This window comes from Brachyspira sp. SAP_772 (assembly GCF_009755885.1).
Classification (GTDB): domain Bacteria; phylum Spirochaetota; class Brachyspiria; order Brachyspirales; family Brachyspiraceae; genus Brachyspira.
Window position 1 is genome coordinate 501,697 of sequence record NZ_VYIX01000001.1, and the last position, 21,136, is coordinate 522,832.

Below are 21,136 nucleotides of genomic sequence, written 5' to 3' on the forward strand. Positions count from 1 at the left end.
AAAAAAACATGATTAAAGAAATATTAAAATATTTTAAATATAGAATTGATAGAATGCTTAATAAGGGGTTGTTCTATCAATTAATGCTTTTAGTTTGTGTTATAATAATTATTCTCTTAATAGTTTCTGCTTTTATAATATTAATATTTGATTATCCTATAAAAGATGCTTTTTGGGATAGTTTGATGCAATTTATAGACACGGGTAATATATCATCTGTAGATGGAAGTTTTGGGCTTGTTATCACTTTTTTAATGGTTACTTTTATAGGAGTATGCGGTTGGGGTTCTCTCATTGCTATGATTAATAAAGCATTGCAAGACAGAATAAATAATTTAAGTAAGGGTAATGCTTTTATTATGGAAAAGGGGCATTCTATAATACTTGGATATGGTGAAGAGGCACTTACTATTATAGAAGAGTTCTTAATTGCTAAAATTAAAAATATAGTTTTGCTTTCTGAGCATAATGTTGATATTATTAGAAAGAGAATTTCTTTTATTAAAGGTTATAGAAGGTCTAATATTATTATAAGAGAAGGCTCTACTAGCAGAATAGAAAATATAAAACTTCTTAATATAAAAAAATGTTCCAGCATATCTATTATTAATAATGATGATACTGAGTCATTAAATATTTTACTTGCATTAAAAAAGATTTTAAATGAAGAGAGAAATGCTAATGATGAAAAAATCAATATATGTCTATTAGTTCATAATGAAGATACTTTAGAAATAATAAAATCTATGGAAGATGAAAATTTTACCGTTCATATACTTTATAAATATGAATTATTGTATAAACTTATTTCTCAAAGCATTATATATACAGGTCTTAGCAGCGTGTATGAGGATTTATTTTCTAATGACGGTAATGACTTTAAAATAGAAAGCAATCATAATTTTGAAAATGATGAGTTTGAAGATGTGGCTTTAAAATATATGAATAAAGGCGTAATACTTGTAGGTATAATAGAAAATGATATGGAGTTTTTAAAAGTACCTGACAGTAAATATGTAATAAAGAAAAGTGATAAATTAGTTGGTCTTTACAAAAATAATGATAAAAATGATATTGTAACTGAAAATAAAAATTATAAATATTATAGTAGTAATATGGTTCATAATATTCTGTTAATTTCTGAAGAGAAAAATAATAATGATGTTGTAAGAGAGATAAAAGAATATATAGAAAACTCAAACTTAGAATCTTTAAGTTATGATGATATAAAAATACATAAAAACAAATATCAATTCTTATTAGAAAAAATAAAAAGCTCAAACATAACAAAAATAGTTTTAATATCTGAAGACAGTATCACAGATGCAAAAAGCATAAATATACTTCTTATCATAAGACAAATAATAAAAAAAGAAAATATACAATTATCTATATTGTCTTTATTAAACTCCATACAAAAAAGAAATTTAATATATTCAGATGATGTTAGAGATTTTATAGTAAGCGGTAAGTTAATAGGTATGCTTATGGCACAAGCTTCTATTGATTATAATATATTATATTTGTTTTATGGACTTTTAAGCAAAAATGGAAAAGACATAATAATATCATCATATTCAAAATATTTTAATGAAAATAAAACTTTTAAGGATGCTTATTTTGATTTACTTTACAGAGGAATTATTATAATAGGAATAAAAAGATATGATGATATACTTTTAAATCCTCCTACAGATTTTTTATTAGACAGTACAGATGAAATAATTATAATAATAACAAGCTATATATAAAAAATAATAATTATTTTTATATTTTAGGAACTTTTTATTATATATATTCGTCTAATAATAATATAAAATACTACTAAGGGGTATACCTATGAAAAGAAATATTTTTATTATCTTGGCATTATTAATAACAACAATTGTATCTAATGCCCAAACAGCAAAAACTAATGAGATTGTGTATGAACTTGACAATATAAAAGTTGTCAATAAGAATGGATTAGTTCTCAATGATTTTATATCATTATGGAAATCTGATCCTAATATAGTTTTAGTTGATGTTAGAACACCAGAAGAGATAAAACAAACAGGAACTATAAAAGGTGCTATCAATATTGATTATAAAACTAAAGACTATACTAAAAAATTATTGTCATTAGATAAAAGCAAAAAATATTTATTTTATTGTAAGACAGGCGGACGTTCAGGAAAAACAGTTCAGTATTTGCTTGATAATGGATTTAAAAATGTGAATTATCTAAAAGATGGCGGATATGCTGAATTATCTAAAGCTTTAAATAAATAAAAATTATTGTTAAATAAAAATTGTGGGGACTGTTTATTACAGCCCCTTTTATTAAAATAGACTTATTTAAAAACTAAATTAATAAATATTTGTATTGTTTTAATTTTATTGATTATAAATATATATTAAATAATGATATATGTTTGTAGCTATATTCCATGAAAATGCAGTTCTTTTGGTTCTTTTATACCAATACCGAAGGCACTTCCTACGGTCGTACCGAGTAGGGGCCTATCGGCAAAAGAACTGGGGGTGTGTACCCTAAGGGCACGCTTCGCAGGGGCAAAGCCACCACAAATCACAAACTTAAAAAAATTGTCATATAAGTTTTTTATTTTATTCAACTTTTTCCCGTAGCAAAAAGTTGCAAAAAGTACAAATTATTTCGCTTATTCGTATATATTTCGCAAAAGTGCAAGTATTTAAAATATATATGAATAATACCATATATTTTTAGCTATACTTCATTAAATGCAGTTCTTTTGCTTCTTTTATACCAATAAAAGAAGTGGGGTGCGGGGCAAAGCCCTGCAAACAATAAAAAAGATAAAAATCTTATTGTTCTTTTTCCCGCAACTACACGGTGTGGACTTCGTCAAAGAACCAAAAAGTGCAAGTTACGAAAGTAATACTAACTATATTTTACATGCTAAATATTAAATCAAAAACAATACAAATATTTATTAGTTGAGTTTTGAAGTAAGTAATATATTCAATAAAAATGCTTCTATTAAAAATATTTATAATATATAATGTAGCTATCAATCAAATTAGGACTATATATGCAAAATGAAACTCATGAAAATAAAAAAGTTAAGCAGCCAAAACTTTCACTTAAAGAGAGATATAATGACAGCTTTTTAGAAGAGGCAGAAAACAGAAGAAAAAAACTTCAGTATCAGAGACTTCATGTAGGACAAATAAATAATTCACGCATTGAACATATGATAAAACTTCTATATCAGGTGCATCAAAATTATTATTTCGGATATTTTGAAGCAAGCTGCACTTTAGCAGGAAGTATGTTTGAACAATCTCTTATGATTTTATTAGAAGAAAAAATGCAAGAAGATGGATATATTTCTGTATATAGATTTAATAATGGAAAAAAAATTAAAGAGCAAATTACAAATGTAGAAGATTTAGCACAATTTAATATAGGCTTTTTAATATCAATAGTTAATAATTATAAAATGCTTCCCAAAAATGAATATAATACAGCTAAAACAATTCAATGCATAAGAAACTGCATAGTTCATGATATGCTTCCAGAGTTTAGAATAAATGATAAATATTATGAAGCAGACTTAAAAATTAACTTAAACTCAAATACTACTAAAATAATAGCCATACCTGTAGATGAAATAAATACTTATACATTAGGAAAAAGCTCAATAGAATTATGGTCATATTATCTTCTAACAAGAACCAGAGAGTTAATAGATTTTTTATTTAAAGAAAGAGTTAAAAAATTCCCGCCTGATTTTATATAAAAAAAGAGGCTGTTATTTGCAGCCCCTTATGTATTTTCAAAAAATTATTTTTCTACTTCTTTTCTATATTTAATTAAGCCCTGTTTCAAAATCTCCATAGCTCTTTTTATATCTTTAGCCTCTAATGCATAGCACATTCTCACCTCATCTCTTCCTAAGCCGGGAGTTGCATAGAAACCCTCACCCGGAGCAAACATAACAGTCTCCCCATCAAGATTAAAGTCTTTAAGCAACCAAATAGCAAAATCTTCAGCATTTTTTACAGGAAGTTTAGCAAGCACGTAGAAAGCTCCCTCAGGCTCTTGCATTACAACGCCATCCATTTTTGTAAGCTCTTCAAACATGATTTTTCTTCTGTTATCATATTCTTTTCTAGCATCTTCAAAATAGTTATCAGGCAAATCATATAAAGCAGCAGCACCAACCATTTCAAGTGTAGGAGCAGATAATCTAGCCTGACATTCTCTAAATACAGCAGTGCTAAATGCCTTATTTTTACTTATTACACATCCAATTCTAGCACCGCAAGCAGAGAATCTTTTAGATATAGAGTCAACTATAACAACATTTTCTGCCACATCTTTATATGTACCAAAACTTATAGCTTTTTTATCGCCATAAACAAACTCTCTATAAACTTCATCGCTTATAATAAACATATCATGTTTTTTAGCAAGATAAGCGATATCATCAAGTTCTTGTTTTGTAGATACAACCCCAGTAGGGTTAGAAGGATTTGAAAACATATATGCTTTGGTTTTTGGAGTAATATGCTTTTCTATTTCGTCACGGCTTGGAAGGTGAAAGCCTTGTTCTGCATAAGTGCGAACTGCATTTCTTTTAATATCTAATACATCATAAAAACTATTGTAATTAGCATAATAAGGTTCTGATACTAATATTTCATCACCCTCATCAAAAATAGCTAGTAAAGTAAATAATAATCCTTCACTACCGCCATTAGTGATATTAATTTCATCTTCCTCATAATGGACACCTATTTTCTTCTCATAATATTCTTGTATTTTATTTATAAGCGGTTTCATACCTCTTGAATTTTCATATTTAAGGGTTTTACCATTATATTTGCTAATAGCATCTAAAAATACTTTAGGTGTTTCAATATCAGGCTGACCTATATTAAGATGGTAGATTTTTATGCCTTTTTTTACTGCTTCTTCGGCATATGGGTTTAACTTTCTTACAGGCGAAGTTTTTAGCCTTTGAATTCTTTGCGATATTTCCATTTTTTTTCTCCAAAAACTTTATTATATATAGTAATATTAGAGTATATAATAAAAATTGTCAATATACAAATAATTACTTTTTATTGTTATATTTGTTATTTTTAATGATGATTTATTTTTTTTATAGTATATAATTAAAAATAAATATATTTTTTGGTGTTTTTATGAAGTTTAATTTTTATAATAATGAATATAATTCAGCAAGAAATGTTGTATTTGGAAGTAAGGGGATGGTTGCAAGCAGTAATGTATTGGCAACTGAAGCTGGTATAGAGATATTAAAAAAAGGGGGCAATGCAATAGACAGTGCCATTGCAACTGCCGCTGCTTTAACTGTGGTAGAGCCTACTTCAAATGGGTTTGGGGGCGATGCTTTTGCTATAGTTTATTTTGATAATAAATTGCATGCTATAAACGGAAGTGGATTTTCACCAAAAAATTTGGATGTTGATAAAATATTATCGCTTAATTTAGACAGTGTTCCGCATTATGGACTTATACCTATCACTGTTGGAGGCATTCCTGCTACATGGGCTGCTTTAAGTAAAAAATTCGGTAAATTAAAATTGTTAGAGGTTTTAGAGCCTGCTATTAGATATGCAGAGGATGGATATGCTTTACAGCCTCAAGTGGCTTTTGATTGGAATATTGCTTTTAACAATTATTTAAAGGTTTCTGATAATAAAGAAGAGTTTAAATATTGGTTTGACACTTTTACTTTTAATGGCAAATCCCCAGAACTTGGCAGCATTGTAAAACTTCCTCATCATGCTAAAACTCTATTTGAAATAGGAAACACTTATGCTGAGAGTTTTTATAGGGGAGAGATTGCTGAAAAGATAGATAGGTTTATGAAAAAATATGGAGGCTATTTATCTAAAGAAGATTTGAATGATTATTATCCAGATTGGGTAGAACCTATAACTACAAACTACAGAGGCTATGATGTTTATGAGATACCTCCTAATGGTCATGGCATAACAGTGCTAATGGCATTAAATATACTTAGCAATTTTGATGAGTTAAATACGCATTATGATATAGAAGCATTAAAACTCGCATTTACAGACACAAAAAAATATATAGCAGATGAAAAACACATGAAAGTAAGAGTTGAGGAGATGCTTTCAAAAGAGTATGCTAAAGAAAGAGCAAAACTTATAACTAACAATAAAGCATTAGAACCTTCAAATTATATATTTAATAGCGGGGATACAGTTTACTTAGCTGCGGCAGATTCTTATGGAAATATGGTTTCTTTTATAGAAAGTAATTATATGGGATTTGGTTCGGGTATAGTGATACCAGAAACAGGGATAGCATTACATAATAGAGGAGCTAATTTTTCATTAGATAAATCATCAGCGAATTTTATAGCACCAAGAAAAAAGCCATATCACACTATAATACCCGGTTTTTTATGCAAAGACAATAAACCTATTGGGGCATTTGGTGTAATGGGTGCTTTTATGCAGCCTCAGGGGCATTTACAGGTTTTAAGAAATATGATAGATGATAACCTTAACCCTCAAAGTGCATTAGATAAACCAAGATGGCAATGGGTGGGTGAAAAAAATATAGAATTAGAACATAATTTTGATAATAATTTAGCATTAGAGCTTCAGAGTAAGGGGCATAATATAATAAAAAAAGATAAGTTAAATAGTTTTGGATATTTTGGAAGAGGGCAGATAGTTTTTAGAAATGAGAATAATGTATTATATGGCGGGTGTGATTATAGAACAGATTCTGCTATTATTGGATATTAGGAAATATTTATTTTTTTATCTATTTATAAATAAAAATGTACAAACTTATGGAAAAATATTATTAAAAAGCTATAATATTATATATAAGATATTATAAAAATTGGCGGTGCAATTTATGAAAAAGATTGTATTTTCTATTTTTGCTTTTATTCTTATAACTACTACAAGTTTTGCTGCTAGCGGATTTGAGTTTATTTTAAATGTGCCTGTTGGTATGAGTTTTGGTGTTTATGATTATGATTTAACTGACTGGGGTGAGTATTATAATAATCTTCATAATGGTGAAGTTAGAAATGCTATTGGCAAAAATAATGGCATTGGATTAGATGCCGGGGTATCTGTTCAGATTGGATATATGTTTGCTATTAATACTAATATGGGTGTGAGTGTGCTTGGAGAATTAGGTTATAGTCATGATAGTTATTCTTATATAAGCAAGCTTGATAAAAATATTTCTGATACATATACTTTTGAAAGCCTTCAAATTGGAGTGCTTCCAAAGTTTAATATTTATAATTTTTCTGTAGGGATTGGTGCTGGAGTAAAATTGCCTTTAGCTGGCAGATATTATTATAAAAATGGAAGTGTTAAAGGCGATACAAAAATTGATTATAATTATATTTCTAGAGAGTTTCTTACTAAAGTTATACCTTATATAAAATTAACTTTTGATTATTCTATATTTTTTGCACAAAATTTAGCTATTAATGTGGGATTATATTTGGGATATGATTTTGGTTTAGAAGCTACTGTGTATTCTGTAAACAATGATTTTATTAATAATTATCCTCAATTTGGTAATTTTGTAGCAGTTGAAGATATTAAATATTCTAGTTTTGATATAGGGTTGCAAGTAGGGTTTAAGTTTGGCCCTAGCACAAAATAATTTTGCTCATATAATTTCTATTATATAAGGTTTTTTAATTTAAGAAGGAAATAGTCCATTTATTTGGGCTATTTCTTTTGTATATGTTGGGTTATTAGGTTATGATGAGTTTTGAAGATATTGCGGCAAATAATCAGAAAAGAGCATTTGATATTATTAAAGAGCTTGATATAGAGAACGTTTTTAAGAGTATTAATGCAAGGGTGAGTTTAGTGGGTTCTCTTAAAATGGGGCTTTTAATGAAAAATAAAGATATAGATTTTCATGTATATACTTCAGAACTTAATATAGAAAAAAGCTTCTCAGCAATATCAAAATTAGCATGTTCTTCAAAAATAACAAATATCACATATACGAACTTAATAGATACAGATGAGCATTGTATAGAGTGGCATTTAGTTTATAAAGATTATGATATTTGGAAAATAGATATTATACATATACTAGAAGGAAGTTATTATGACGGATATTTTGAGAATGTGGCTAACAATATAATAAATATGCTTACAGAAGAAAAAAGAAGAACTATATTAAAGCTAAAATATGAAACTCCTGATGATATAAAAATAATGGGAGTAGAGTATTATAAGGCTGTATTAAAGAAAGATATAAAAACTTTTGATGAGTTTTATAAGTGGAGAACTAAAGAAGATTTAAACTTAATAATTGAGTTTTAAAATTTATTGATATTTATTTTTATGGGTTTATAATATACTAGAATAATTAAAAGGCGGTTTATATGGAAATAGGTGCTTATAGAAACAATATTTTTAATAATATTTCAGCTTTTTCAGCAAACAATAAAACTCCAATAAGCGAAGTAGGTGTATGTAAGACCTGTGCAAATAGAACTTATCAAGACGGTTCTAATGATATAGGAGTCTCTTTTAAAACCCCAACACATATAAGCCCATCCAATGCCCCATCAGCCGTAGCCTCTCATGAACAAGAGCATGTTGCAAACAATGAAAGAAATGCTCAAAAGTCTGGAGGAGAGGTATTATTTCAAAATGTTACATTAAACACATCTATATGCCCAGAATGTAAGAGGGTATATATTTCTGGCGGCGTAACAAAATCAGCAATATCAGCCCCAAAAGATAAGGGGGAAAGTGTTGATATTTACGCTTAAACAATAAAAAAGCCCGCCCATAAATATTATGAACAGGCTTGATTTTTTATTAATATTTATTAATTTTTAGTCAATGTTACTTCAGTACTATCAGGCTTAGTATAAGTAGCAGTTCCATCATCATTAAATACTATTTTATGTTCTTCTTTTTTTGGTACATCATTTTCACGCCAAGAGTCATATATTATTAAATCCTTTCCATTTAATATAGCAGTAGGGTTCATTAAATTACCTGATGTTATAACAGCATCAGCTTCATCAACTGTTAAAGTTACTGCTTCACCTGTATAAGTTCCTTTGTAAGGAGTTAATAAATCAGATTTTTTACTTGTTGTTGAATATTCTACATTATTTATAAATGTACTAGCTATTGCTCTGTTTTCTTGAAGAATACATTTATATACCCCATCAGTGAAATCAAGAGTTAATACATCTCCATCTAATGAACATCTTGTTTGACTTGCCATATTGTTTGTGATATATATATTTCCGCTACTATCTATTGTAAATATAGAATATTTTTCTACTGTTGAGCTACCTGTACCATCATTATAACCTTGATACTGATAATAATTTCCTGCATATTTTTTTAATCCACTAATTGTAGTTACTTTTTGATATCCACTAATCGTACTAAAATTATCTTTAGACAATATCAATTTTTGGAAAACTTGAATACCGCTATCAGAAAAGTTTAATATTTCCATACTAGTATTCCAATCTGAACCATATTGAGAAGATGTGTTACCAGGTATTTCTACTTGAAGTTTATTGCCTGATAAAGTTTTGCTGCCTTGCATTTCAGTTGTACTTTCTCCTTCATATATTTTACTGCCTTCAATTCTATAATTAATATATATAGCTCCATCTGCATCTTCAACATAATATCTTCCTGGGTATTTATTTAGGAAGGCTGATATTTGATTTGGGTCTGTAGTTCCAGAACCTTCATCTATAAGACCGCCATCTCCTGTTGGATCTGTTGGGGATCCTGAACAGCTTATTGCTAATATTAAAGCTGCTGTAATTAAGAAAACTTTTTTCATCATTTTATTTCTCCTAAAAAAATTATAATTTATACTAACTTATAATTATTTTGCAATAGCAAAAATAGCTTATAAGATAATAAGCATATGTAGTTTGTGAGATTTGATATTGTTGTTAAATAAAAGATAAAAAAATTATTTATGCGATGCGATGCGATGCGATGCGATGCGATGCGATGCGATGCGATGCGATGCGATGCGATGCGATGCGATGCGATGCGATGCGATGCGATGCGATGCGATGCGATGCGATGCGATGCGATGCGATGCGATGCGATGCGATGCGATGCGATGCGATTAAGTTAAACATTTTTTACCTTTTATACATTTATAAAATTATATGAAATTATATATTAAACTTCTTAAAAGTCAACATTTAATACATTTTTATTATAAAAAAACTACATTTTGCACAATCAAAATATAGTTTTTTTTATTATTAACTCTATTTATACATAAGTATAAAAATAATTTTTATTCTAACATTATAAATATATTTAGTTATTATTATCTAATATATTACTTTGATATGTGAAATAGTACCAATTATAATTATTTTGTATATTATAGAAAAATTAGTTTTTGTTATATTAATCATCAAAAAATTTATTACAAATATTAATTATTAATTCTTTATTGATTAAAGCATCGACCCACTTACTTGGAATATTATCTACACCGTAATACAAACCTGCAAGTCCTCCAGTAACTGCCGCAGTAGTATCCGTATCATCTCCAAAATTAACAGCTTTTAATACAGAATCTTTGTAGTTTGAAGTATTTAATAATATCCATATAGAAGCCTCTAATGTATGAACAACATATCCGCTGCTTTCTATTTTTACATCATTAAATTTTTTAAAATCAGATTCAAATATTCTTTTGTAATTATTAAGCTCTTTTTCATTTTTATAATAATCAAAAGAATCTTTTAATGCTTTATTAATAGCTTCTTCAATATTCATGTCATTTATTAAATTCAATGCTATGGCAGTATATATTACACAAGCTATCAAACTTCTTTTATGAGAATGAGTTAGTGAAGAAACATTGTATATTATATTTATAACTTCACTACTTTCAAATAATTGACTATCAAAATATTTCTTTATGTAAAATGCAATAGGAAGTATCCTCATTAAAGAACCATTTCCATTGCTGTATTCATCATACTGTCCGCATTTTATAGGATTTTTTCCGATTTTATAATTATCTATAGCGTCACTTGTTGTTATTCCAATATCAAATGTATCTCCGTCAGCAGTATACTTACCATTATCATACCATAATACAAAACTATCCATAATATTATTATAATTTATATTTTTATTATTCAAATTATCAAGTAAACATAATGTTAAACTCGTATCATCAGACCAAATGCCTGCTTTTTTATTATGAGTGCCGTATCCAATCATATCTTTACAAGGATTATTTTTAATAATATCCCTAGAAATAAATTCATAAGGAACCCCTAAAGCATCACCAATAGCTAGACCCAATATTGCAGATTTAAGCTTATTTTCTAAACTCATATATTAATCCTTATTATAAAATTAACTAAACAAATTTATTATAAATATTTTTCTAATTATTAAAAGCATTTAAAATAAAATAGAAAAAATCTACTTATTCTTTAAGTTTATTATTTTTTATTGTACTTTTGGTTAAGTCAACCGTATACGCTTTGAGGACTTCGGTCAGATATTATTTCTATATGCATGTATGTGTACTTACCAAAGCCCTAAATATCAAAAAATATTAATTCTATTTTACAAAATATATTTATTTCAGTGCGATCAAGCAATAGGCATTATACTAAAGTTCATAGATTCTATTACTCTAAGTAAAGCGTATGCTGTATCTAATGAAGTAATACATGATATGTTATTTTCAGCAGAAGCTCTTCTTAATTCTAAACTGTCAGAATGAGTTTTGCTGTTAGTCTCTATTGTGTTAATAACATAATCAACTTTACCAAGTCTTATAGTGTCTATTATATTTTGAAATCCTGTTTCATGAATCTTTGAAACTTCTTTTATATAAAGCCCCTCTTTTCTTAAGAAACTAGCAGTTCCTTTTGTAGCGTATATTCCGTATCCTATATTAGAAAATCTCTTTGCCATATCTATAATTTCAGATTTATCATTATCAGCTATTGTAAGAAGCACATTTCCTTGAAGAGGTATTTTTATTCCGCTTGCAATCAATGCTTTATAAAGTGCTTTTTCAAAGTTAATATCAAACCCTAATGCCTCGCCTGTACTTTTCATTTCTGGACCAAGTACTGTGTCTACTTTTCTTAATTTAGCAAAAGAAAATACAGGAGCTTTAACAAATACTTTGTTAGATTCTTTTTTATATAAATCATTATACCCTTGCTCTTTTAATGATTTGCCAAGTATACACATAGTAGCAATATTAGCCATAGGAACATTAGTTATCTTGCTTAAGAAAGGTACTGTTCGGCTGCTTCTAGGATTAACCTCAAGAACATACACATTATCATCTCTATCAACTATAAATTGTATATTGTAAAGCCCTATAAAATTAAATCCTTCTCCTATTCTTTTGGTATAATCAATAATACTGTCTTTCACTTTTTTAGAAATAGTTTGTGCTGGATATACGCTTATAGAGTCCCCAGAGTGAATACCAGCTCTCTCTATATGCTCCATTATACCGGGTATAAATACATTATGCTCACTGTCAGCAATGGCATCAGTTTCTATTTCTTTACCTACAATATATTTATCAATTAATATAGGAGCTTTATTGCTAACTTCTTTTACAGCAGTCTCCATATATATTTTTAAAGCAGCATCATTATAAACTATCTCCATAGCACGCCCTCCAAGTACATAACTAGGACGCACCAAAACAGGATAGCCTATTTTTTTCGCTATAACTAAAGCCTCATCAACAGTTATAGCAGTTTGCCCTTTAGGCTGAGGTATGTTTAGAGTTTTTAGCATCTCTTCAAACTCATGCCTGTCTTCTGCTCTGTTTATGTTCTCTAAAGAAGTACCAAGTATATTAACCCCATGCATTACAAGTTTTTCAGCTAAATTGATGGCAGTCTGACCTCCAAATTGAACAATAACTCCTTTAGGTTTTTCAAGCTTTACAATATGCATAACATCTTCTATGGTTAGAGGTTCAAAATAAAGTTTGTCAGATATTGAAAAGTCTGTTGATACAGTTTCAGGGTTATTGTTTATTACTATAGCCTCATATCCTGCTTCCCTTATAGTCATAACAGAATGCACAGTAGAATAATCAAACTCCACTCCCTGACCAATTCTTATAGGTCCAGAACCTAAAACTATAATGCTTTCTTTGTCACTTTTAATAGATTCATTTTCTTTTTCATAAGTAGAATAGAAATAAGGTGTTTCACTTTCAAACTCTCCTGCACAAGTATCAACCATTTTGTATACTGGAACAATACCATTTTCATGTCTTAATTTGTATATATCAATCTCTTCAACATTCCAAACTTTAGCTATATAGCTGTCTGAAAAACCTCTTTCTTTGCATTCTCTTAAAACTTCTATATCCATTTTGTTTTTAGATAATTTATTTTCTAATTCTATTATATTTTTTATTTTATCTAAAAAGAATTTATCAATATGAGTAATATCTATTATGTCTTTTATATCTTCTTTTCGTCTTAGAAGTTCAGCTATAATAAATATTCTCAAATCATCTCTTAACTCTATACGCTCCCATAGTTTTTTTGTGGTGTATTCAGAAACGTCTTTATGAATTATATGGTCGCATTTTATTTCAAGAGAGCGAACAGCTTTTAAGAATGATTCTTCAAAATTACGCCCTATGCTCATTACTTCACCTGTAGCTTTCATCTGTGTGCCTAATTGTCTGTCGGCATTTGGGAATTTATCAAATGGGAGTCTTGGGAACTTTGTAACTATATAATCAATAGAAGGCTCAAAACAGGCAAAACTTTTTTTAGTGATAGGGTTAAGTATTTCATCTAAAGTCATGCCTACTGCTATTTTTGCACTTATTTTAGCGATAGGGTAGCCTGTAGCTTTACTAGCCAAAGCACTTGAACGAGATACCCTAGGATTAACTTCTATTATATAATACTTAAAACTGTGAGGGTCTAATGCAAGCTGCACATTACATCCGCCGCATATTTTTAAAGCTCTTATTATCTTAAGGCTCACATTTCTAAGCATTTGATTTTCTCTGTCGCTTAATGTTTGACAAGGAGCAACTACTATACTGTCTCCCGTATGTATTCCAACAGGGTCAACATTTTCCATATTACATACAACTATTGCATTGTCATTATTATCACGCATAACCTCATATTCTATTTCTTTATACCCCGCAATGCTCTTTTCAACCAAACATTCATGAACAGGGCTTATTTTTAAACCAGTCTCACATATCTCAATTAATTCTTTTTCATTGCGTGCAAATCCGCCCCCAGTTCCTCCAAGTGTATATGCAGGACGCACCACCAAGTGATATCCTATTTTGTTTGCAAACTCTATTGCCTCTTCAACACTATGTACAATCACACTTTCAGGCACTGGCTCATTTATGTCATTCATAAGCTTCTTAAAAAGCTCTCTGTCTTCAGCACAGTTAATAGCATTCAAATCTGTTCCTAATACTTCAACATTATATTCATCTAATATTCCGCTTTCAGCAAGTTCAACAACTAGATTCAAACCTGTTTGCCCGCCCAAAGAACCTAATATAGCATCAGGCCTCTCTTTATAAATTATCCTCTTAGCAAAGTCCAAATTAATAGGCTCTATATAAACTTTATCAGCCACAGCCGCATCAGTCATTATTGTAGCAGGGTTTGAATTGATAAGTATAACTTCATATCCTTCCTCTTTTAAAGACTGACAAGCCTGTGTACCCGCATAGTCAAACTCAGCAGCCTGTCCTATAATTATTGGTCCTGAACCTATTACTAATATTTTTTTTATATCTGTTCTTTTAGGCATTTTTCTCTCCGTAATTATTATTCATCATATCAATAAACTTATCAAATAAATATTTACTATCCTCTGGTCCGGGGTTAGATTCTGGATGATATTGAACAGAGAATACTGGGAATTTTTTATGTTTTACTCCCTCGCAGCTTTCATCATTTAGAGATATATGAGTTAAGATTAAGTCTGTATTATGTAAGCTATCTTTTTCAACGGCATAACTATGATTTTGACTTGTAATGCTTACTTTATTAGTCTCTAGATCTTTAACAGGGTGATTTCCTCCTCTGTGTCCGAACTTTAATTTGGTTGTGTTAGCACCGCATGCTAAACTTATAAGCTGATGCCCCAAACATATTCCAAATATTGGAACCTTTCCTATAAGTTCTTTTATTGTTTTTATAGACTCTTTTACATCTTTTGGGTCCCCCGGTCCATTTGAAAGCATTACTCCATCTGGATTTAATGCCATTATAGTTTTAGAATCTGTATCATAAGGCACTACTATCAAATCACAATCTCTTTTGCTTAACTCTCTTATTATGCCAAGCTTTGCACCAAAATCCATTAATACAACTTTCTTGCCTCTGTTTGGTATAGGAAAGGCATTTTTTGTAGAAACTCTTTTAACATGGTCATTCATATATGGTGTTTCTTTTAGCATTTTTACTACATCATCTTTATTTTCAATAGTATCGCTCATTATGGCTTTTAATGTTCCTACTTCTCTGATTTTTTTAGTTATAGCTCTGGTATCAATATTTTCTATGGCAGGAATATTTTTTAATTTTAAAAATTTATCTATATTTTCTGCATTTCTAAAATTATTAGGACTTTTACAAGCCTCTTTTACTATAAGACCAAATATTGCAGGATTAAGACTTTCAAAGTCATCTCTGTTTATACCGTAATTTCCAATTAAAGGATAAGTCATAACAGTTATTTGCCCGCAGTATGATAAATCAGATAACACCTCCTGATAACCTGTCATAGATGTATTAAAAACTAATTCACCTATTTTGAAATTATCAGCACCAAAACCAATGCCTTCATAATGACTTCCGTCTTCAAGTATTAAATAACGTTTCAATTTTTGCCTTCCTATTATTCTAAATTTTTTTTAGATTTTTACTAAAAATAAAAAAAAGATTAGAAATTGACAAAAAGCCAATCTCCAATCTGTTTTTTAAATTATTATGAAACTGCCTAACTCGCAGAATATTTTTTGATGTAAAATACTTAAAAATCATAACCTTATTTTAATTTAATTTTATTTTCAATAAATATAACATATATAATTAATATTACAATCATTTTTTATAAAAACAAAATAAATTAAATAATAATTATTTATATTAAATAAAGGTTTTGAATATAATTATTTTATATTATAGCATAAAAATACTATTTATAATAATTGAAATATTCTTGCCATATATATTCTTTATGTTATACTGATTTATAGAAATTAACATAATAATTCGGAGAATAAAATGAGTAATGAAGATTTAAATGAAGAGATAAATACATCAGGTTTTGACGCCATCACAGAAACTTTTGAAAAAATATATACAGAACAAAAAGAACCTCTCCATTACAGACCTATAATATGTTATGAACTTGGAGGAGAAGACCCTCTTGACGGAATAAGTATTTACAGAGGAAAAGGATACTATCATTTTGTTACTTACGGATTCAGTGAGCTTTATGAAAAAGAATTTGACAATAAAGAATATAGCGGATTTGGTTTCGAGCTTACTTTTAAATTAAAAATGAATGAAAAACAAATTAATAATACAAAAGATGATGATGCAGAAGATAATGAAATAAAAACAGCAGTAAAATTTTTGCAGCAATTAGCAAAATATGCATTTGAAAGCGGAGCAGTTTTCAATCCTTATGAATATATATGGACTAAGCAGAAAGAGGGAATTGATTGTGAACAGAAATCAAAAATCACAGGTTTTATCACTATACCAGATGAAGCAGGAGAAATAAATACTCCAAATGGAAAAGTTGTTTTTGTTGAGCTTTTAGGAGCAACAGATGCTGAGCTTAATGCTATATATGATAAAAAAATTACAGTAAAAGATTTAGCTCAAAAGATAGGAACAGATATAACAGATTATAATAGAGAATCTTTATTATGAATTATAAAAATTGATTTAATAAAAATATTTTTTTTACAAAAACTGATTATTAAAAAACTAAATTAATAAATATTATTCCTATTCAAAATGAAAAGAAATAAGTTGAAAAGTTACTGACAAGGTTATAAAATAATTAAAAAAGAATAATATCGCTTTTAATGCTCCTTTCAAAAATAAAAGCTCTGAAGTAATAAGAAATATTTTTTATAGGAGTTCAAAGCGTTTATATGTACAAGGTAAAATAAAAGCTGCTTACTCTATACATGATATAAGACATTATTTTGCTGTTACTTTATATAAACAAACCAGAGGCATAAAACTTATTAGAAAAGCATTAAACCATAGCAATATAGCTATAATAGGACTATACTTAAAAAGTTTGGAAGTAGAATAATATTTTAAGTGTTGCGATAATTACTGTTATAGAAGATTATTATTAATCATTATACCCATGTTGTATAAAATATTCTTTAGATAATTTATGATTGTATTGGTCTGCTAAATTTTTTATAAATAGGATGGGTTCATTTTTATAAAAATCATCACATTTTGAAAGTTCTAATAATTTTTTTGAATACTCGAAAATTTTAGAATAATAATTTTAGATTGTAATTTATGCATATGATATATAGATATCAAACTATATAAAAATTATAAAATTGGAAAACTAGAAATACTTTTTTTAAAAATTCAATGGACTTTTCTACATTTTTCAATCCATAGTAAAAATTAGCAATTCTACCTAAACAAAATGCTATGTAAGAATTATCAATAGTATTATTCTTATTATCTAAAATTTCAAAAAATATTTTAATGGCTTCTTTATATTTTTTTGTATAAAATAAATTTTTAGCTTTTTGTGTTAAATTATTTATTAATTTGTTTTTGAAATAAATTTTTTTGAAATAAATTTTAAAATAAAAAAACGCCCTTTAATAAAAAGAGCGTTTATATTTAATTGTTAAAAAATAAATTAATTTTCAATCCATATATCTGGTTCAAGTTTGATATTTACTTTATTGTAATCAACTATTTCTATGCCTTTGTAATAGAATTTCAAAATTTCTTTATAGTCTTTTTTTACCTGAGCCATACCAAAAGCTCCCCACTGACACATACCAACACCATGTCCGCTTCCTTTACCTGTGATTATTATTCCATTATCTACTTTCTCTATACTAAATTGTAAAGAAGGTACTATTACAGGAGATAATTTATTTCTAAAATCTCTTGAAGGTATATCTTTTTCATCTATTTTTATATTAACAGCTTTTCCAGATTTAGGGTCTTTATTTACTTTTATAGAAGAGTTTTCATTAGCCTCTAAGGCAAAGTCATTATTTAATTCTTTATAACTTAAAGCATTAGTCCAAGGTTTTATTTGGGCATTACAATAAGGACATTCAACTCCCTCTAAATAAGGCACATTAGCTCCAAACACATTTTTAGCACTGTCGGTATATCCTCCGCATAAAGCACTAAAATATGTAGCTATTACTTTATTATTATATACAGCTATTTCAGATTTTGTTCTGTCTACTGCTTGCTCTGTGTTCCAATTAATTTTTTCTCTGCCATTGTATACTTGATATTTTGTAGTGTTGTCAACATCGAAAGGTTTTTCACCATTGTTTTTTAATATATGAAATATAGCATAAGTACGTGCAGCAACAGCCTGTGCCTTTAGTGCTTCCATAGGCCAAGAAGGAGACATTTCATGAGGTAATACTCCTTTAACATAATCTTCAATATCTAGTTCATTAATTACTATCATAGTGTTGTTGTAAGGTATAAACTTTAATGAACCATAATATTCTTTGCCGTTTAATGTAAAACCGTCTTTAGTTTCAAAAACTATTCCCTCTTTATAAACTCCAACATCATTAACTTTTAATCCTAATCTGTTTTCTACAACCATTACTGTTTCATTTGTTAAACCTGATATTATTTCACTTTCATATTTATAATTATATGCTTTGTATGGACCTTTTATATTGATTGTATATGGAGCTTTTACATCTGTTAAATATACTTTAATATTATTAATTTGAGCAAATGCAAAAATAGAATTGATTATAAATAAGACTAATATTAGAAATAAAAATCTATTTAATTTCATAAATATGTTTTTCCTCCAAAAATATATTTAGTTTTTTAATTATCGTAAATTAATATCGGAAGTTAATAAAAGTACTTGATATATTTATTGTATTACAAGATATTCGCTTTCATTATGTATTCTGTCTAAAGCTGTAACATAATATACATATTTTACATTTTTATCTGCTTTTTCATCTCTATAAACTATCTTACAATTAGTATTGAAATCTTCTCTTCTAATTTTATCTATAATTTCAAGTTTGCCGTTATTTTCTTTTTTTCTGTATATTACATAATAAACTGAAACACCATTTAAAACATGAGAATATTTATCAAGTTTATATTCATTAGGGTCTGTAAAACTAATCACATTTACACCAAAAGATTTTTTTAAGCTTGGATTTTCTAATTTTAGTGGAGGAGTATTGATATCACTCATTGTGTTCATTGTTGGAACTATCGCTTTAAATATATAATTATTTTTCTTTATATTATCAATAGCCTTATATCCATAATCTCCAGTGCCTACATCATTTAAATACATATTATGCATAGTAAAAAATGAAGAGCCTTTTATATATCCTTTACCAACATATCTTATATAATCAACCTGTTTAGACATTACCCATACATCTTTCCAAGGTTCATATTTATCTTCTCTCCCCATTTTGTATAATGCATGTCCTATATATATGTCAGCAATATTTTTATTTGTAGCTTTTCTTGCTTGACCTACCCACCAATTAATCATTTTATCAAAAGGCACTGTTCTATGAGAAGAGCTCCAATAAATTTGCGGAATAATTGCATCAATATACATCTTGTTTAAACCGTCTTTTTCTGCGGCATTGCTAAGAGTTGTTGTTTTTTGTCCATTAAGCATCCAAAGTAAAACATCCGCATGCAAAGCATCAAAGTTTGGATTATAAGATTTACTATCGCTTCCATTAGGGTCTCCATTATATTCGCTTAAAGGCTCTTTATTTCTCCAAACTCCAGCAGGTGATATTGTCCATTTTACATAAGGCTTTCTTGATTTTATTTCTTTATATATACTGCTTACTAGATTATTAATATTGTTTCTTCTCCAAGCATATAATCCATCAACTCCATAATTATCATAAGAAGTGTTATTAGCATCATATCCTAAATTGCTTGCATATTTTGAAGAGCTTACTTTATCAGGCCAATCTCTATATGTTTTGCCGTTTAATGAGTTTTGATAAAAATAATCATCAAAATGAATACCGTCTATATCATAGTTTTCAACTACCTCTACAACAGAATCTATTACATACTTTGAACTTATAGGCTCACCGGGGTCTAAATATAGTCTATTATCATACCAATGAACAGGTTTAAGTCCGTTTGAAACATAAGTGTGAATAAAGTTTTTTTTGGAGAATTGTTCTTCATAACTTTTATTGGTGTCGTATTTTAATGATATTCTATATGGATTAAACCAAGCATGAACTTCTATATTTCTTTTATGAGCTTCATTTATTATAAACTCAAGCATGTCTGTTTTAAATGGATAATCATCTCTTTCATCTTCTGGATTAATACCAAAAAAATACCTTGTAGTAGGGTTAATTTTTGATTTGAATATTACTCCAGCATCTGGTTTAACTTGCACAAATACTGCATTAAAATTATTATTATAAAGTGTATCTAAATATTTTATTATTAAAGCTTTTTGTTTTGCTTCACTTCCTCCCATTACAGGCCAGTCAATATTAGCAACCGTTGAAAACCAAGCAGCCCTAAACTCTCTATACATAGGATTTAAGCTTCTATCTTCATCTATACTCTCTAAAAGCATTTTATTGATAATTTTATTTTCTTTATAATCTATGCTTTGACATGATAATATAATTGATAACAATATTGTTAGAAATAATATTTGTTTTTTCATAAAGCCTACAAAATAAAAATTTATTTACTAATTTCGGTATTTATTATAAACTATTGAGGTAATTATAATTTGCACTTGAAAAATATTTATAATAATATAAATTTATATTATAAAATTATTTTTTTATATATTATTATTTTTAAGATTT

General features: G+C 28.1%; 16 protein-coding genes and 1 pseudogene. 10 read left to right on the forward strand and 7 right to left on the reverse strand.

Annotated features, from left to right (window positions below; genetic code table 11):
* The first annotated feature begins 8 nt into the window (after nt 1-8).
* The 3 genes from GQX97_RS02200 (at nt 9) to GQX97_RS02210 (ending at nt 3,764) form a co-directional block, all read left to right on the forward strand.
* Entirely contained in the window at nt 9-1,751 is a 1,743-nt protein-coding gene (locus GQX97_RS02200) for a CASTOR/POLLUX-related putative ion channel (RefSeq protein ID WP_157150327.1), read from the forward strand.
* Nucleotides 1,752-1,839: 88 nt separating this feature from the next.
* Nucleotides 1,840-2,271 carry a rhodanese-like domain-containing protein gene (locus tag GQX97_RS02205; RefSeq protein ID WP_157150328.1) on the forward strand — a complete coding sequence of 144 codons (432 nt, stop codon included), beginning with the start codon at nt 1,840-1,842 and terminating at the stop codon, nt 2,269-2,271.
* A 782-nt stretch (nt 2,272-3,053) separates the two neighbouring features.
* Nucleotides 3,054-3,764, forward strand: a complete 711-nt coding sequence (locus tag GQX97_RS02210) for a hypothetical protein (protein ID WP_157150329.1) — start codon at nt 3,054-3,056, stop codon at nt 3,762-3,764.
* A gap of 44 nt (nt 3,765-3,808) precedes the next feature.
* Here the strand turns inward: GQX97_RS02210 and GQX97_RS02215 are convergent, their stop codons facing one another.
* Complete coding sequence (locus GQX97_RS02215) at nt 3,809-5,011, reverse strand: pyridoxal phosphate-dependent aminotransferase (protein ID WP_157150330.1); 1,203 nt, start codon at nt 5,009-5,011, stop codon at nt 3,809-3,811.
* A 164-nt stretch (nt 5,012-5,175) separates the two neighbouring features.
* On the opposite strand from GQX97_RS02215, the gene GQX97_RS02220 reads away from it, so the two are divergent.
* The 4 genes from GQX97_RS02220 (at nt 5,176) to GQX97_RS02235 (ending at nt 8,798) form a co-directional block, all read left to right on the forward strand.
* Nucleotides 5,176-6,780 (forward strand): gamma-glutamyltransferase family protein, encoded by a 1,605-nt coding sequence (locus tag GQX97_RS02220; RefSeq protein WP_157150331.1) that lies wholly within the window; start codon nt 5,176-5,178, stop codon nt 6,778-6,780.
* 115 nt (nt 6,781-6,895) lie between these two features.
* Complete coding sequence (locus GQX97_RS02225; RefSeq protein WP_157150332.1) at nt 6,896-7,666, forward strand: hypothetical protein; 771 nt, start codon at nt 6,896-6,898, stop codon at nt 7,664-7,666.
* 101 nt (nt 7,667-7,767) lie between these two features.
* Nucleotides 7,768-8,343 carry a phosphoglycerate mutase family protein gene (locus GQX97_RS02230; RefSeq protein ID WP_157150333.1) on the forward strand — a complete coding sequence of 192 codons (576 nt, stop codon included), beginning with the start codon at nt 7,768-7,770 and terminating at the stop codon, nt 8,341-8,343.
* 62 nt (nt 8,344-8,405) lie between these two features.
* Nucleotides 8,406-8,798, forward strand: coding sequence for a hypothetical protein (locus GQX97_RS02235; protein WP_157150334.1), 393 nt, complete (start codon nt 8,406-8,408; stop codon nt 8,796-8,798).
* Nucleotides 8,799-8,857: 59 nt separating this feature from the next.
* Here the strand turns inward: GQX97_RS02235 and GQX97_RS02240 are convergent, their stop codons facing one another.
* Nucleotides 8,858-9,847 carry a hypothetical protein gene (locus GQX97_RS02240; protein ID WP_157150335.1) on the reverse strand — a complete coding sequence of 330 codons (990 nt, stop codon included), beginning with the start codon at nt 9,845-9,847 and terminating at the stop codon, nt 8,858-8,860.
* 143 nt (nt 9,848-9,990) lie between these two features.
* Between GQX97_RS02240 and GQX97_RS15135 the strand changes: the two genes are divergently transcribed.
* Entirely contained in the window at nt 9,991-10,188 is a 198-nt protein-coding gene (locus tag GQX97_RS15135) for a pentapeptide MXKDX repeat protein (RefSeq protein ID WP_368666549.1), read from the forward strand.
* Nucleotides 10,189-10,434: 246 nt separating this feature from the next.
* On the opposite strand, the gene GQX97_RS02250 is transcribed toward GQX97_RS15135, so the two are convergent.
* The 3 genes from GQX97_RS02250 to GQX97_RS02260 form a co-directional block, all read right to left on the reverse strand.
* Nucleotides 10,435-11,379, reverse strand: coding sequence for an ADP-ribosylglycohydrolase family protein (locus tag GQX97_RS02250; protein WP_157150337.1), 945 nt, complete (start codon nt 11,377-11,379; stop codon nt 10,435-10,437).
* 264 nt (nt 11,380-11,643) lie between these two features.
* Entirely contained in the window at nt 11,644-14,835 is a 3,192-nt protein-coding gene (carB, locus tag GQX97_RS02255) for a carbamoyl-phosphate synthase large subunit (RefSeq protein ID WP_157150338.1), read from the reverse strand.
* Complete coding sequence (locus GQX97_RS02260; protein WP_157150339.1) at nt 14,828-15,913, reverse strand: carbamoyl phosphate synthase small subunit; 1,086 nt, start codon at nt 15,911-15,913, stop codon at nt 14,828-14,830. The genes carB and GQX97_RS02260 overlap by 8 nt, the downstream gene beginning before the upstream one ends.
* 403 nt (nt 15,914-16,316) lie before the next feature.
* On the opposite strand from GQX97_RS02260, the gene GQX97_RS02265 reads away from it, so the two are divergent.
* Entirely contained in the window at nt 16,317-16,973 is a 657-nt protein-coding gene (locus GQX97_RS02265; RefSeq protein ID WP_157150340.1) for a suppressor of fused domain protein, read from the forward strand.
* Between the two features lie 64 nt (nt 16,974-17,037).
* Nucleotides 17,038-17,367, forward strand: a pseudogene (locus GQX97_RS02270) (tyrosine-type recombinase/integrase); the annotation flags it as partial.
* Between the two features lie 579 nt (nt 17,368-17,946).
* Here GQX97_RS02270 and GQX97_RS02275 read toward each other — a convergent pair.
* Nucleotides 17,947-19,047: a SpoIID/LytB domain-containing protein gene (locus GQX97_RS02275; protein ID WP_198391200.1), complete on the reverse strand. Its 1,101-nt coding sequence runs from the start codon at nt 19,045-19,047 to the stop codon at nt 17,947-17,949.
* Nucleotides 19,048-19,176: 129 nt separating this feature from the next.
* A complete protein-coding gene (locus GQX97_RS02280) occupies nt 19,177-20,988 on the reverse strand; it encodes a glycoside hydrolase family 10 protein (protein ID WP_157150342.1) in 1,812 nt (603 codons plus the stop codon).
* Between the last annotated feature and the right edge of the window lie 148 nt (nt 20,989-21,136).